Below are 16,045 nucleotides of genomic sequence, written 5' to 3'. Positions count from 1 at the left end.
GATCCACCTGGATCGCTTGGAGAAGCAGGGGTAATCCCCCTATTTTCCCGATTTTATAGCTACCTAAACATGAAAAGAAACCCAAGATCTTAAAATGACCTGGGTTTCTCGACACTCTGAGCTGCCAATTGGCAGTTTTTTTTACATAATGGAGCTTAATGTCACTCGGGATTTTGTTACTAATGTCAGCACTGTAGTTTGCGCTTGTCTATCTAGAAAACAGTAAAGATTAATATATAAGCATTTATTACCAATCATTTACTTTGGGCTATGATACTATGAAATATAGAAGGTGAAGTAGCAGCGAGGAGGAATTGTACATGCAATTAATGGGATGGTCTGAGGATGAAATATCGTATGAGCTAAGTAATGATTATTCAATTCGTAAGGCTGGATCGGAAGAGTGGGGAGTGTATTGCTCCATTTATTATAATATTCAATATATTGGCTTTTTTAGAGAAGATGGGTTCAATTCTGCCCAAAAGAATGCTTTTTGGATCTATAAAGGGGAGTCGAAAATAGGTGGAGTAAGGATGTCACCTAATCGGATCTATCATTTGTTTGTTATTCCACCGTTTAACGATACATTTGTGGTACTTAAACTTCTAAAAAAGCTTTTGATATATTGGTCTGACCGAACGGAGCCTATAAAAACCTTCGAGGTTCTACCGGATCAAGTTCATTTATTTGCACGGGCAGGATTTTGGCCTGATGAGTTCAGATGTCGCTGGATGCAGCGTCCTACAGATCATTTCGAGGTGGAATGGAACGAAGAATTTAGAATTGAAAGTCCACAGATCGAAGAGGATGGAAAAGGAGTTAAACGCTTTATTCTTGAAGATCAGATCGCCGAATGCAGCTACGCTAGCTTTGCCGGAAGTCTCGAAGCGACTAGAAGAAAGCAATTCTCCTATGAAGATTTTATTCCAAGTGAAGAACCGAATTATACGAATGAAGCATTACTTACCGCGTCAACGCTTGTGTATGATAGGAAATCGGGACAGTTAATTGCGAATTGTCTCTTGGGCTTACAAGGAGATTACGCAGCAGTTTATAGTATTGGTGTAATGCCCGGTTATAGAGGCAAAGGGATAGCGACACTGATGTTAAAAAGAGGACTAAGTCTTCTTAAAGATAAGTATCCTTTCCTTAGATTATATGTCATGGAAGGTAATGATGCGGAGTCTGTTTATATCAATCTAGGATTTGTTCCAGGAGTACAAGAGATACAGAGTATGTATATTCCTGCAATGGATTAGCGAACAAATCACAATGGATACTTAGACACTTGCCTAGAACTTAAAATGTGTTTTCTTAATAGAATGTTGTGAAGTCCATGTTTATAGGGAGGTTCACAACAGATGGTAAAGAAAAAAGCTACTCTACAGAAGAAAACATTATATTCTCAAAGTGCGCAGAGACATGTACATGAATTTGAAGGTAGTACGAAATTGGCTGAAGAAGGTGCAGATCGACATAACCATCGCTTTGCAGGTGTTACTGGGCAGGCGATTAGAGTAGGGAATAGTCATATTCATGAAATTGATCTTAGTAGAACTGATTTCGTTAACCATTTTCATAATCTTAAAAAGATAAGAACAGGCCCGGCTATTTCAGTAGGAAATGGCAAGCACGTACATTTTGTATCTGGCCAAACTACATTAAATGATGGTCATGTCCATCGATTCAATTTCGCAACATTGATTCAAGCTCCACTTGTTTAATGAATAAATCTGGTATGAAATGAAGCTCTCAAGGAATGAAAGAGCAAATAAAAAAAAGGCTGCCGGATGGCAGTCTTCTTCATCCTATCTAGGCATGTGAGGTTATGGGAAACATGAAATGTTTAGGTAGTTCTTTTAAAAGTGGACGTACAAATAACACATCCTCACTCTGGGGAATTAATGCTGACTCTATGTGATCTATGGCATAATCTGGTGTAAAATAAAAATGTATAACCTCCGTTTCGGGAGAAATAATGCTGTTCAATATCGCGTCGATATCCATACTTGTAGTACTAATAATATCGAAAATATGAAGCTGATGATCCTCATGTCTAAAGATTACTACAACGTCAGCTTCTTCAATATAATAAAAGGAATCACGGAATGGAAGAATGAAATAAAACAGTAGCTGATGTTCATTGTTTACAACGCTGAGTATAGAGGATACCGGAACTTTTTCTTCAGTGAATTTTTTTACCATGGTGAAATCAACGGAGTTATTCATAGATAAGGGACGCACAGAGAAGGTTTTAGACGTTTGATTTCTAAGATTAGAAGCGTTAATCGAAAAGCTACTTTCATGCATGCGTTCAAATCCGAATTTAGGATAAAAGTCCAAAGCACTGTCGTTTGCAAATAAGTAGATGAAGTCACATTTCTGTTCGTACATAGCGATAATATGATCTATTAATTTCCTGGATAATCCTTGCATGCGATAATCAGGATGTGTCATTACAGTGCCAATTTGAATGGCATTATACTCTTTTTGATTTAAAACAATCGTCATTTTGTTTATGGACGCATTTGCGATCACATGGTCCCCATCGATATAGGAATAACAAATATACTTATCACTCCAGCCTCCTTGTTCATACCATGGCGAAAAATCAATCCCGAAGATCGATTTAGCTAAGGCATTAAAGCTTTCTTTATATTTTTCGATATGCTTATAATCACTGACCAATTGGTAATCGCTCATAAGTATGCCTCTTTTCCAAAGTGTTTTTCATAGTTACGTTTAATGGTTATATCTTACTACACCGTTCTAAAGTAATGTTTATTATAAAAAAACAATCCCGAAATGATTTGGAGGCTAGAAAATGAGAGAGATAGATTATAGTAATTATTATTGGAAAGACGAGAAAATAAGATTACGATCAATACAAGAAGGGGATTGGGAAGGCTATTATACGAATCGTTTTGATACCCCAGCACGGCGACTCTTACAATGTGCGGTTGAACTACCACCCACCATTGCCGAAGCCAAAAATTTTGCGGAGACTTACGCTGAATTCTCATCGGATAGACTAATGTTTACGATCGAAGATTTGCATGGTGAAAATGTTGGAGGCGTAAATCTCAATAGCATTGATGAGAAAAATGGTACGTTCAGCATAGGCGTGCAAGTGGATAGAGATCATCGAGGTAAAGGATATGGAACGAGAGCTATATCCATCCTCTTAAAATATGCTTTTTTCGAGCGACGACTAAATAAATTCAATGAATGTGCGCTTGAAGGTAATGAAGGTTCTATAGCGATGTTAAAGAAAGTCGGCTGCATTCAAGAGGGCGTGCGGCGGAAAGTCATTTACACGAATGGACGATATTATGATTTGATATTGTTCGGATTGACGAAGGATGAGTTTATGGAAAAAACAGAGATGAACAATCATGAGCGCAATCGCTCGATCAAGGGATTTTCGAGTAGTATAGTCCGTGCCACAAAATCCTGAATCCGCAAAACTCCCATTATATGGGAGTTTTTTTGTGGGTTTTACTTACTGCACTAAATACATAAATTGTAAGTTTGTAGACATTATTTGATTTGTATTTCTATTTGTACATAAATGGAAAGCGTTTTCGTATTGAATGATATCCGCTATTATAAGAGGGTAACTAAAAATATGAAAGTTCAGTGTAAAATAGCATCTAAGGAAAAGAGGGCTACATATGAATATTTTAATTATTGAAGACGATCCCAGCATTCAAATGCTGCTAAAATTGAGCTTAGAGGTGGAAGGATATCAGACGAAAGCTGTAGGAACGGTGACTACTGCGTGGGATGAACTTGCAACATGGTCTGCCGATTTAATACTGTTAGATCTTATGTTACCTGACCGTTCCGGGTTCGAGCTTCTTCAAATGCTTCAACAACAGTATAAGTCAGTCCCGGTAATCGTGCTCACCGCTAAGAATGAAATGAATGATAAAATCCTTGGCTTTCAATTGGGAGCAGACGATTATCTAACAAAACCTTTTGAGACAAGGGAACTTATCGAACGCATTAAGGCAGTTATGAGACGAATGAAGATGGTAGCGCCTCCTGAAGTGATCAAGATTGGACCTATTGAAATTGATAAGAATGGACGTACATGTAAGATAGGGGGACAATGGCTTAAGACAACTAGTAAAGAGTTTGACTTCATGTGGCTTTTATGTGCTCATCCTAAGAAGGTTTTCACTCGCGAAGACTTGCTTGATCAGGTCTGGGGTTATGATTATTATGGGCATACAAGATCCGTGGACATGGTGGTAAACCGTCTTCGGGAGAAAATGAAACCCAACGAGCATCTGATCGCCACTATACATGGAACAGGCTATAAGCTGGAGGTATAGAAGATGGGGCTGCGAAATAAAATGTTTATTCAGCATGCCGTTACGATTGTTATGCTGCTCACAGCGATGTTTTTTATCGTTAATTATACGCTTAACCAAAGTATGATTAAACGGGATACTCAGACGTTAAGTCAGTATTTTGGCTTGCATCGTATTGAAGCATTGAAGATTGTCAGTGATCAGAAAATTAATATAGAACAATTATTTTCAGGTAAGTACGCCCCCTTTATTGCGTCGCATTTGGCGTCAAACAGCAATTTTCAAGTACAACTATTCGCCCTAGATGAGACCATTGTTGGGAGCAGCAGTGATAAAGAAAACTTACTTAAACGTAACGATATCCAGAAAGCGCTTACTGGAAATGCTGCCACGGTCATAACTGCAGGTGAAGGTACACAATATCTAATCTACTCCGTTCCCTTCTGGTATGAGGGGGAAATAGTGGGTGGATTTCGATATTTATTGGACCTCCATGAGAATTTACAGACATTAAACCAGATGCGCACATGGTTTATCGCTGTAGCTGTAGGATGTTTGTTTTTTTCGCTTATGGTTAGTTATTCATTCTCATCTTTGTTGGTGAGGCCTCTACATGCCTTACAGCAGGCGCTTAAGCTTGTATCCATTGGCGATTTTAGCAGAAAGATACAGGCGAGTAGTCAGGATGAGGTAGGAGAATTAGCTAAGGATTTCAATCATATGTCGGATGCGCTGCAACATCATATCAAAATGTTAAAGTATGAACAGGGAAAGCAGAAAGCTTTCTACGACAACATAACGCATGAATTAAAAACACCACTAACTTCGATTATCGGGTTTTCGGATTTAATGGAGAGAATGAATAAGAAGGATGATATACAGGAGTGTAATTCCTATATCCGTAAAGAGAGTACTCGGTTGTTAAATATGGTTGAGGATTTGTTACAGACCTCACTGATTGGTGATGAGGCTTGGCGTATCAAGCTGGAGTGTACTGATTTAGGGGCTGTTATTATGGATAGTCTACGTATCTTAGAGCCGACCCTTCAAAAATCCGCGATTGTTACCACGCTAAAGATCTCATCTTGTGAAGTGAATTTAGATCCCAAGAGAACTCAGCAAGTTCTATTTAACGTGATTGATAACGCCATTAAGCATAGTGAATGCACAAATCTCTATATCGAGTTAACGGAGCATGAGGGCTTTGGGCTGGTTCGTATTATAGATAACGGGAGAGGGATATCGCAACAATTGCAAAGTATATTATTTCTTCCCTCGGCTGAGAAACAGGATCGTATTATTTCAAACGAATCACATGGGTTAGGATTACCTCTCTGTAAACAGTTTATGGAACTTCAAGGAGGGAGTATCGTCATTACTAGCTCGGAGAAGAAGGGGGCAGAGATTCAGCTGAGATTCCCCTTAACGCAACAAATGTAAGCGCTGTTACAAAACTGATACAAATTTAAAATTCTTTTGATATATGAGGAGGTTAAAGTAAGTGCCAGAGGATAAGAAAGGGCTTTCATGGTTTCGCCTCATCTTGTTACAAGTCATCATAGGCAGTCTGCTAATCGGCATGTGCGCTTACACTTTTCGAATACCTCTTGATGAAGTGCATGTTGTACCTCGACAGGAGGATCAGCTTGACCGGATTGCTGGTGTTCCGATGCGCGTGGATATTACATATCCAGGTCTAGGGACGATATCCATTGAGGATCCGAAGGAATTGCTGAAATTGAGATCTACTTTTTCTGGGTTGTTATCATCAGGAATGCAGCGTCCACAACAGTTGGTTCCGAGACTTCTGTTGACGGGAACGATGGCCTATCTGGATCAAGAAGATATTCCTTTTCAAGTGGAAACGAATGCGTTTCACTTCGGTGCGGAGTCAGTTAATTCGCTTAATGTAAGTGCTACTATCCGCAAGCTGCAAAGTACACTCATCGATAAGATGTTAACCACGTCAAGTATTGGATCTGCTGTAGAAAACGAGATTAATGATGTGTTCACACTACAGCAGGGAGTACTTACGGCTCTCACTCAGGTTGAGAGGAAGGCGTTGATATCTCAGATTCGTGCAGCAGAGCGTATTATCGATTTCAGCCATTTTGATGACTTGCAACGTACACCCGATGCTCACTTTGTCATTCAGCTCACGAATGATTATCGAGTGAAAAAGCACTGGATCCATGTGGATCGCTATAACGGCGCTTACTTCGTGGTCTATGACCTTCTGGATGAGACTAATCAAAGAGTCTATTTCAAACTAAATAATGCCTCATACTGATCTTGAAGGGATGGTTTAGTCTATGGCGAGAAAGAAAAAAAACAGTAAGTCAGTCATTTTATTGTCAGTCATAGTAGTTGTGTTGGTAGCGGGGTTCTTCATGTATAAATCAGGAGTATTTGGCGGTAAAGAAATCAAGAAAATTACCGTATATTCCATTTTTCAAGAGGAAGAGGCTCGTAAAATTCTGGATAAATTCAAAGCTGAAACCGGAATTGACTATGACATCCTACGATTGCCAAGTGGAGAAGCGGTATCCCGTGTACAAAATGAAATGTCGAATCCACAAGCCGACTTTCTGATGGGAGGGCCAGCGGATTCACACCAAGTACTGAAAGAGGCAGGTTCATTGGAAGCTTATACTTCTCCGAATGCTTCTGACATCGCTGACAATATGAAAGACAAAGATGGCTTCTGGACAGGGTTTTATTTAAATCCAATCGCTATAGGTATTAATGAAGAACGTTGGAAAGAAAAATACGGTAGTGATCCATACCCTGAATCTTTTAAGGATTTGCTCGATCCTAAATTCAAAGGTGAAATCGGTATGTCCGATCCAGCAACATCGGGTACAGCATATACAGCAGTAGCCTCTCTAGCTCAAGTATGGGGTGATGATGAGATGTTGAACTATATCAAACAGTTACTGCCTAACCTTAAGGAAAGACCTAAGTCTGGCATTGAGCCCATTCAGAAAGCTGCTAAAGGGGAGTATACAATTGGTGTGACCTTCCTTGGAGATCAGTTGAAGATTAAATACCAAGGCAACCCAATTGTTAGTGTTGTTCCAGAAGCAGCAGGTTATGAAGTTGGAGCCTTATCCATTGTTAAGGGCGGACCTAACACAGAGGCTGCGAAGAAGCTTATGGACTATATGCTTACGAATGAACCGGGTGAGTTGTATACGCAATCTGCCTACGCAGTATCCGTTAAATCATCAGTACCGATTCCTAAAGGTGGCATTGATATTAAAACAACGAAATACAACGAGGCTTATGATTTGTTAAAAGCAGCATCGCAGCGTAAAGAGTTGCAAAATGCATTAAAAGATTTGAAATAAAAGAGCCAGTAGGGGTATTGCATGGCTGCACCATATATGGTAACTGTAATGCCCCTCAAATTGGATGGCAGAAAGGTGGGAGTCGCCCCCTATGAAAGAAAAAAAAGGCATTGGGGAGTCGATCAACAGGCTCTTTAAAGATCCATCGTCACTTGTACTTGTACTGACTAGCTTTGCATTTCTCATTCTATTTGTTATTTATCCGCTAGTAGTCGTTGTGTTTACATCTGGATTTGATAATTGGGCTACGTTTTTTAGTAAAGCCCGTTATGGAAAAGCTCTATTAAATACAGTGGTTAGCTCATCATTATCCGCTTTTACGGCAACAGTGTTTGGATTTATATACGCGTATGCGATTCACTACAGTAACATCAGAGGAAAGAAGTTCTTTCGATTTATAGCCTTTATTCCATTATTAGCTCCTTCGGTTATGAGTGGTTTAGCATTCCTATTGCTTTTTGGACGTGGGGGAATGATCTCACAATGGTTAAATACCAACTTTAATTTTGAGCTTGATTTGTATGGATTACCAGGGCTGTGGATTGTTCAGACGATATCCTATTTTCCGCTTGCCTACATGACTATAACGGGTGTGCTCCGTGCTATATCACCGAATCTGGAGATAGCAGCACAGAATCTTGGAGCTAGAGGGTTTAAATTATTCAGGACGATTACGCTGAAACTTGCACTTCCAGGTGTCATTAACGCATTCTTGTTGGTGGCAATTAACTGCTTCGCTGACTTCGGGAATCCAAAGCTGATTGGTGGTAACTATTCACTTTTAGCTGTTGAGATTTACGGAGAAATCATTAATAACGAGGCAGGACTAGCTTCGGTCATGGGGATTATCCTAGTAATTCCTGCACTGATTGTATTCTGGGTTCAGAATAAGATTTTATCTAAAGGCTCCTACTCAACGATAACTGGTAAGCCGGTATCTGGCTTGAAACGGATCACTACATCTAAGAGGACAGATGCATTACTTTTCTCTTTTAACAGTTTAATCTCATTGTTCATTATTTCGATGTTTGCGATCACCATTCTTTTCGCCTTTACGAAAAACTTTGGTCGAGATAATACGTTCACACTGGATCATATTATGAAAGTTGTCTTTAGTTCATCGAGTCCAGCCGTTTTGAACAGCTTAGTGTTATCGCTAATTAGTGCGTTGCTGGCGGTGGCTCTTGCATTAGTGCTCGCCTATATAGTAGTTCGCAAACCTTTTCCAGGTAAAAGATTCCTAGATTTCAGCGCGGTTCTTCCCATTGCGCTTCCAGGAACATTCGTTGGTCTTGCACTAATTGTTGCGTTTAGTAAAGGTCCGATTGTTTTGCAGGGATCTGCAGCATTGATTGTCATTGCGATGTTACTTAAACAGATGCCTGTAGGCTATCGCGGCTTGACCGCGTCTTTTAAACAAGTGGATAAATCGATCGAAGAAGCAGCCACCAACCTGGGTGCGAGTAGCCGTAAGACGCTAACAACGATTGTATTTCCAATGTTGCAAAAAACCGTCGTAGCGAACTTTGTCTATGCGTTTATGAAAAATATGAATACCTTGAGCACGATAATCTTCCTAATTACCCCTAAATGGGTTGTTGCAGCAGTATCGATCTTTAACTATGCCGAAACAGGAACCTATTATTGGGCAGCCGCTGTGGCAGTGGGCTTAATGGGTGCAACGCTTGGTACACTGGGAGTGATCAAGTTGATCTTCCGTTCCAAAGTGAAAATATTTGATTTCTAATGATTTTGAAGGGAGTGGGCACGATGGAATCCAACATACTACTAGATTTGAAAAATGTGAATAAAGTGTTCGGCAATAACCATGTCTTGAAAAATATTAACTTAAAGATTGAACGGGGGAAGTTCATCACCTTCCTTGGTCCGAGTGGTTGTGGGAAGACGACTTTATTACGTTCCATCGCAGGTTTCTATACCATTGATGATGGTGAGGTGTGGATTGACGGGAATTTGGTTAATGAATTACCTCCATATAAAAGGGGCACTCCAATGGTGTTCCAGGAATATGCCTTGTTCCCGCATATGACGGTATTTGATAATATTGCTTATGGACTAGATATTAAGAAAAGACCTGAAGCAGAAGTACAGGAGCGGGTAATGGCTGTTATGGCCCAGGTCAAATTATCCGGACTTGAAGAGCGATATCCCCATGAAATGTCTGGTGGACAACAGCAACGTGTGGCTATGGCTCGTGCCTTAGTGATGAATTCGCCGATTATTCTGCTGGATGAGCCACTAAGTAATCTAGATGCTAAATTACGTGAAGAGGTACGCGTTGAACTGCGGACGATTCAACAGGAACTTGGACTAACCGTAATTTATGTTACACATGATCAATTGGAAGCTTTGTCGATGTCAGATCAGATCGTGGTTTTTAATAAAGGAGCTATTGATCAGTATGGTACGCCGCATGAAATATACTATAAACCTCGTACACAATATGTAGCTGACTTTATTGGTACTACCAATTTTATTGAGGCAGTAGTCGTGCAAAGTAAAGAGGGTACGGCAACAGTTAGCTACGGTTTTGGAGGGGATAACGTTACTATTACTACAGATGAGAAGCTGACAGAGGGTGAGGAAGTTCTTCTGAGTGTTCGCCCCGAATCACTGCGACTAAATCATCCGGACATTAGTGGATTTAACATCATTGGAGTAGTTCAATCCTCGATGTTTCTAGGAGAAAAGGAAAGATATTTCCTTGCAGATCAATGGGGTAAAGAATGGATTGTCGATGCATATGATATTGGTCAAAAGACTTTCGATGGTCAAGTTCGGATGAGTGCGGCAATAGACAAAATTCATATTATTAAAAAGGTTAGTCCGTAAACTGAAGAGATGTTCCAAAAAAGGAAAACAGTCGTTTTCCTTTTTTGGCGTATCTTATTTTAAATAGAACGGCGGCTATAGGTTAGTTTAGCGGGAGGAGACGTTCTAATTGAGAACAAAGGTAATTATCATGTCGTTGGTTGCGGCAACAATAATTCTTCTAATATCTTTCTATCCTGGACAGAAAAGCAATCAGCCTCTCAAAGTATATGTGATTTTTCAAGAGGATGAGGCGCGTATCCTATTGGAGAAATATAAGAAGAAGACGGGACAGTCTTATGAGCTTATTCGTATGTCTGGCGGTGAGGCAAGCTACCATTTGTTGTCGATGAATAAGACGGGCATCGATGTTGTTCTCGGTGGGCCTGCTGATCTTCATGAGCAGCTTAAGAACAAAGGGAAATTAATTCGCTATTCATCACATGTTGCTGATGAGATTCCAGACATTTATAAAGATAAAATGGGCTATTGGACAGGGATATACATGGGTGCATTAGCTATTGGTGTTAACGAGCAGGTCTGGAATCAAGATCCTCAGCTTGCAGATTTACCTCTTCCGGAACGATACGAAGACTTATTACGTCCAGAGCTCAAGGGGAAAATTGAAATTCCAGACCCAGAAACCTCAGGTACTGGATACACATTGCTAGCCTCTCTTGCACAAGAGCGTGGTGAGGAGCAAGCAGTAGCATTGGTGAGTGCTCTTAAGAAGCAGAGCCCATCTACTACGTTCTCAGGAATTAGCTCTGCGCAGCGGCTTGCAGTAGGTGAAGTTGCTGCCGTTATCAGCTTTATGGGGGACCAACTTCGATTTACGAATTCGGGATACGCTATACAATCTTCTATTCCTCCACAAGCAGGATGGGAGATAGGTGCAGTGTCTATCTTGAAAGGTGGGAACAACGTGACTGCTGCTAAGCAGCTGGTGGATTTTGTACTATCAACAGATGCTCAGACCGATTATATGAATTCCGCATTTTCCTTACCTGTGATGCCGAATATTAAGATCCATCCGCTATTGTCTGCTGTTAATCTGGAAAAGCTAATGATTACGTATCGATTCGATATCGCTGCTGCGAACCGCGAGGAATTACTCGCTAGATGGCACGAGGCGAATAAACGCTAAGGGAGTGTTCAGTCATTATTCAGCGGCCATCGATAACTTTATGGTTAAGTTCTCGATGGTTATTTATTACTCAATAAAACCAACTTTCATCATATGAAAAATTCACAATAGAAAATCACAAAAAAACAACTCTATCTAGTTACTTTCATAGAATTCATCATCTATCACTACTGCATTTCTACAGAGATCGGAAAAAGTGAACCCCATACCACATTTCAGGTTGTGAAAGTTGGAAAATAGTGCTTATACTAGAGTTATAGAAGGTAAGAGATTAGCCAATAAGAATACAACATGAGGAGGGTTTATATGGCGTTTATGATTGCTCAACGGGCTTTTATCAAGGTGTATCTTATAACGATGGTAGAACAACATCGCGGGTATGGATACCAAATGCTTGAGGATTTACGTAGAGATTTCAAGGCACATGGATATTCCCCCCCACAGAGCGAAATCTATCGCGCCTTACATGAGCTGGTACAGCAAGGGATTTTATATCGTACTAAACAGCTAAAAGGGAATGACCCGAAGGTGGATTTTCAAGAAATCGTCTTATACCATTTCACAACTGATGGAGAAGAGAAAGCAAAGCTATATAAGAAGCAGGTGAAGACGGATCTTGATCGCTGCTTAGGTATTTTGAACAAAGCGGTTGCGGATAACTTCTAGAACTGGAACTATAGTTATATTTTCAGGATGCTCTCACCCTGTTATAATGGTTACTGCCGGATAATTGCAGTATATACTTGGAGGTAACAAATGATGGATGAACATATGAAACGTCGGTTGGACAAGCAACGCAAGCTCTTCAGCCAACTTGGCATCACTTTAGATGCTCTAACCATACATGAAAAAGAATTCAGTATGAAGCTTCGTGGTTACGATGCGGAGGAAGTGGATACATTTTTAGATAGCGTAATCAAGGATTACGAGCGTTTCTATGCGACAATTGCTGATCTGATGGATAAATGGCAAGAACAGCAGCTGGAGATGCGAGAATTAAAGTCAGAAACAAAAGCCACTGAGGTTATTCAGGTCCCAGTACTTAGAGGCATCGACCCAAAGGAATTAGAAGAGGTCATTCTAAAACTGGAGAACAATGTTCGTCAGCTTAAAGAAAAGCTTCCCCAAATCGAAAGTTATTTATAACTTCTGAATTTTGAGTTCAGGAGCTGCGCTTGACATTTATAAATTTACCATTGACGAGTTAGTAGTTCATGATTTATGATATGTTCATAAATGATCATTTATATTTTAGTGGCGTGTTACCGTTAAGGGCATGAGCCAAGATTGTCATCATCTCGATGAGACATTTCTTGGCTTTTTTTGTTCCTAATTAACGATAATATGGGAAAGGAGTGATGAGCTTGTCGCGGGAGATCGAGCAATTTCAAGTACAACGTGTGATTGGGAACAACGTTGTAATGGTTCAGGGAAGCAAGAACGGCAAGGAATATGTCATCATCGGTAAAGGCATTGGTTTTGCTGTGAAAGGTTCAGGTGTGATTGAAGGAAACGATCCTCGTATTGAGAAATTGTTTCGTCTAGAAGACCGCGAATCCTGGAGTCAGTATCAAATTTTGCTGGAAGACATAGATCCCAAAGTGATGAAGATAACTGATGAAATAATTGCTGATATCCAAAGTCAATTTCCTGACAAATTAAACGACAAGATTTATTTGGCACTCCCGAGCCACATTCAATTCACCATTTACCGTCTGCGCAACGGGATGGATATTATTAATCCTTTTTTACAAGAAACTAAGATGTCTTTTCCGAAGGAATTTGATATCGCTTACAAAGCATCAGAGAAGATCAATGCTGAATTTCAGGTACAAATTCCCGAAGACGAGGTTGGATTTCTTACTTATCATGTGTACTCCGCAGTTAACAATGTATCGGTGGGTCAGTTAGTAAAAGCGTCCAATATTGTAAGTGAACTTCTGGACATGATACAGCAAGAACGGAATATCACTTTTGAGCATGGCAGTATGAATCATATTCGATTAATGATCCATTTACGGTTTTCACTGGAACGTATTTTGAAGGGATCACTAATAGATAATCCTTTTGTGAAACATATTAAGAAGGAATACAAGGAAGAATACAAGTTATCTCAAAAGCTCGGTAAAGTGATGCAAAAATCTCTTGGTGTAGACATCCCGGAAGAAGAGCTGTGTTTCCTGGCGATGCACTTACACCGATTATTTCAGACTTTAGTGAAAGAAAATTAACATCTTTAGAGGAGTGGAGCATATGTTTTCCAAGTGGAAATCAAAAAAAGAAGAGAAACATACTGGACATACAATTGAAATCATGGCACCTATCAGCGGAGAGGCAGTTTCATTAACAGAGGTTCCTGATGAAACCTTTGCTGGTGGTCATATGGGGAGCGGTATTGCAATAAGACCATCCGAGGGGATTTTAAAAGCTCCTTTTGATGGCACAGTTGCTCATATCGTGAAATCAAGTCATGCAGTTATTCTGGAACATTCCTCCGGTGTGCAATTGTTGTTACATATCGGAATCGATACTGTCAGCCTTAAGGGCAACGGATTTGTCAGTCATATTTCCTCTGGAGATCAAGTGAAGGCAGGTCAAACCTTAATCGAATTTGATCTGGACGTAATTCGCGCAGCTGGTTGTGACACAATTTCGCCTGTAATCGTGACTAGTACGGAAGAAACACCACCTCAAGTGAACGGACATTATGGTCAGGTTACAGCTGGACAGGATCTGGTTCTTACAGTGGCTTCAAAGTAATAAGCTGATACAGCATTACTACTATTGAATCGAAAGGATGATATTTTATGTTGGGTTTTCTACAAAAATTAGGTAAGTCGCTTATGCTTCCGGTAGCAACTTTGCCTGCGGCAGGTATTCTGCAAGGGATCGGATTGCTTGATTTTGAAAAAGATTTGCATCTAGGATCCGCAGTCGGAGGATTCCTGAACCAATATTTTGTTCCATTTCTAAACGCAGGTGCGGGTGCTATCTTCGGAAACCTTGCCTTGATCTTCGCAGTAGGGGTCGCCATTGGATTTGCCAAGGACGCCGTAGCAGCCTTGTCAGCAGTAATTGCATATATGGTTCTGACTAAGATACTAGCTGTCGTACCCCTTCAATTTTCCTTCATCAATGATGATGTAGTGTTGAACATGGGGGTGCTTGGAGGTATATTTGCCGGTGGCTGGGCAGCATTCCTATACAAGAGATATCATAATATTAAGATGCCGGATTGGCTCGGGTTCTTTGCTGGTAAACGGTTTGTTCCAATCATTACAGCTGCATCCACGATGGTCCTTGCCGTATTAGTTGGGATGGTCTGGAGCCCTATACAAGATGTAATAAGTGATTTCGGTAACTGGGTTGTATCTTTGGGAGCAGTAGGAGCGTTCTTCTTCGGTACAGCTAACCGCTTATTGATTCCGATTGGACTTCACCACGTGCTTAATTCGATTGCTTGGTTCCAAATTGGTGACTTTACGAATGCAGCTGGTGAGTTGGTACATGGAGACTTGTATCGCTTCTTCGCTGGAGACAAAACAGCTGGGATGTTTATGACAGGCTTCTTCCCAATCATGATGTTTGCGCTTCCAGGTGCAGCACTTGCATTTATTCATACAGCTAAACCCGAAAAACGTAAAATGGTTGCTTCCATCTTCATCGGTTCTGCTATTGCTTCCTTCTTAACAGGGATCACAGAACCCCTTGAATTCTCCTTTATGTTCTTGGCACCAGTATTGTACGTAGTGCATGCTTTACTAACTGGTTTCTCAATGGCATTAATGTATATTCTAGATGTTAAGCTTGGTTTCAGCTTCTCCGCTGGTTTGATTGACTACCTGGTGAACATGAAACTATCCACCAATGCATGGATTCTTATCCCTGTAGGTCTTGCTTTCTTCGTTCTGTACTACGTGTTATTCCGCTTTATCATCACGAAGTTCAAGCTTAAGACACCTGGACGTGAGGATGATGATGATGATGATGCGCTTGTAGCAACAACTGGAGGTAATGCAACAGGTTCAGCTGCTTCTTCCAAGGCTGCTCAAATTCTTGAGCATATCGGCGGACCTTCAAACATTGAAAATATCGATGCTTGTATTACACGCCTTCGTCTGATCGTTAAAGACGAGAAAGCCGTCAAAGATTCCGCACTGAAACAACTCGGTGCTTCTGGAGTCATGAGACTTGGTCAAGGTGCTGTACAAATCGTATTTGGTCCGAAATCGGAGCAATACAAAGAGGAAATCGAGAAGTTACTATAACTTAACGTACTCCGTTTAAATTTATTAGCAAGGGCTAGTCCGCATACTAGCCCTTGTTTTTTTGTATACTTACAGGGATAAATTGTTGCAATATACACAATACCTAGTATAATACTTGGTATAAACATA

At 40.4% G+C, this 16,045-nt stretch carries 16 protein-coding genes; 15 read left to right on the top strand and 1 reads right to left on the bottom strand.

Annotation, left to right across the window (positions count from 1 at the left end; genetic code table 11):
- The first annotated feature begins 320 nt into the window (after positions 1 to 320).
- Both L1028_RS29215 and L1028_RS29210 read left to right on the top strand, forming a co-directional pair.
- Complete coding sequence (locus tag L1028_RS29215; protein WP_234541627.1) at positions 321 to 1,259, top strand: GNAT family N-acetyltransferase; 939 nt, start codon at positions 321 to 323, stop codon at positions 1,257 to 1,259.
- A 102-nt stretch (positions 1,260 to 1,361) separates the two neighbouring features.
- Positions 1,362 to 1,724, top strand: a complete 363-nt coding sequence (locus L1028_RS29210; protein ID WP_234541626.1) for a YmaF family protein — start codon at positions 1,362 to 1,364, stop codon at positions 1,722 to 1,724.
- A gap of 88 nt (positions 1,725 to 1,812) precedes the next feature.
- Here the strand turns inward: L1028_RS29210 and L1028_RS29205 are convergent, their stop codons facing one another.
- Complete coding sequence (locus tag L1028_RS29205; protein WP_234541625.1) at positions 1,813 to 2,703, bottom strand: GNAT family N-acetyltransferase; 891 nt, start codon at positions 2,701 to 2,703, stop codon at positions 1,813 to 1,815.
- Between the two features lie 121 nt (positions 2,704 to 2,824).
- Here L1028_RS29205 and L1028_RS29200 point away from each other — a divergent pair, with 121 nt between their 5' ends.
- From L1028_RS29200 to nagE, 13 genes are all read left to right on the top strand, one after another.
- Positions 2,825 to 3,457, top strand: coding sequence for a GNAT family N-acetyltransferase (locus L1028_RS29200; RefSeq protein ID WP_234541624.1), 633 nt, complete (start codon positions 2,825 to 2,827; stop codon positions 3,455 to 3,457).
- Positions 3,458 to 3,674: 217 nt separating this feature from the next.
- Positions 3,675 to 4,340: a response regulator transcription factor gene (locus L1028_RS29195; RefSeq protein WP_234541623.1), complete on the top strand. Its 666-nt coding sequence runs from the start codon at positions 3,675 to 3,677 to the stop codon at positions 4,338 to 4,340.
- A 3-nt stretch (positions 4,341 to 4,343) separates the two neighbouring features.
- Positions 4,344 to 5,759: a sensor histidine kinase gene (locus L1028_RS29190; RefSeq protein ID WP_234541622.1), complete on the top strand. Its 1,416-nt coding sequence runs from the start codon at positions 4,344 to 4,346 to the stop codon at positions 5,757 to 5,759.
- Positions 5,760 to 5,820: 61 nt separating this feature from the next.
- Entirely contained in the window at positions 5,821 to 6,609 is a 789-nt protein-coding gene (locus L1028_RS29185; RefSeq protein ID WP_149644320.1) for a DUF3919 family protein, read from the top strand.
- 22 nt (positions 6,610 to 6,631) lie between these two features.
- On the top strand, positions 6,632 to 7,669 hold the full coding sequence (locus L1028_RS29180; RefSeq protein ID WP_234541621.1) for an ABC transporter substrate-binding protein: 1,038 nt from the start codon (positions 6,632 to 6,634) through the stop codon (positions 7,667 to 7,669).
- Between the two features lie 91 nt (positions 7,670 to 7,760).
- Positions 7,761 to 9,416, top strand: coding sequence for an ABC transporter permease (locus tag L1028_RS29175; protein ID WP_234541620.1), 1,656 nt, complete (start codon positions 7,761 to 7,763; stop codon positions 9,414 to 9,416).
- A gap of 23 nt (positions 9,417 to 9,439) precedes the next feature.
- The gene (locus L1028_RS29170) at positions 9,440 to 10,522 is read left to right on the top strand and encodes an ABC transporter ATP-binding protein (RefSeq protein WP_234541617.1); all 1,083 of its coding nucleotides are present in this window, start codon (positions 9,440 to 9,442) and stop codon (positions 10,520 to 10,522) included.
- Between the two features lie 109 nt (positions 10,523 to 10,631).
- Positions 10,632 to 11,648 carry an extracellular solute-binding protein gene (locus L1028_RS29165; protein WP_234541614.1) on the top strand — a complete coding sequence of 339 codons (1,017 nt, stop codon included), beginning with the start codon at positions 10,632 to 10,634 and terminating at the stop codon, positions 11,646 to 11,648.
- A 306-nt stretch (positions 11,649 to 11,954) separates the two neighbouring features.
- A complete protein-coding gene (locus tag L1028_RS29160) occupies positions 11,955 to 12,314 on the top strand; it encodes a replication termination protein (RefSeq protein ID WP_042187753.1) in 360 nt (119 codons plus the stop codon).
- A gap of 93 nt (positions 12,315 to 12,407) precedes the next feature.
- Positions 12,408 to 12,794, top strand: coding sequence for a DivIVA domain-containing protein (locus tag L1028_RS29155; RefSeq protein WP_234541629.1), 387 nt, complete (start codon positions 12,408 to 12,410; stop codon positions 12,792 to 12,794).
- A gap of 212 nt (positions 12,795 to 13,006) precedes the next feature.
- Entirely contained in the window at positions 13,007 to 13,879 is an 873-nt protein-coding gene (locus L1028_RS29150) for a PRD domain-containing protein (RefSeq protein WP_234541611.1), read from the top strand.
- A 22-nt stretch (positions 13,880 to 13,901) separates the two neighbouring features.
- Complete coding sequence (locus L1028_RS29145; protein WP_234541606.1) at positions 13,902 to 14,408, top strand: PTS sugar transporter subunit IIA; 507 nt, start codon at positions 13,902 to 13,904, stop codon at positions 14,406 to 14,408.
- Positions 14,409 to 14,455: 47 nt separating this feature from the next.
- Positions 14,456 to 15,916, top strand: coding sequence for an N-acetylglucosamine-specific PTS transporter subunit IIBC (nagE, locus tag L1028_RS29140; protein ID WP_234541605.1), 1,461 nt, complete (start codon positions 14,456 to 14,458; stop codon positions 15,914 to 15,916).
- Positions 15,917 to 16,045: the final 129 nt, after the last annotated feature.

This window comes from Paenibacillus pseudetheri, from assembly GCF_924513355.1.
Classification (GTDB): Bacteria; Bacillota; Bacilli; order Paenibacillales; family Paenibacillaceae; genus Paenibacillus_AQ; species Paenibacillus_AQ pseudetheri.
This window is presented reverse-complemented; position numbering and strand designations above follow the sequence as displayed.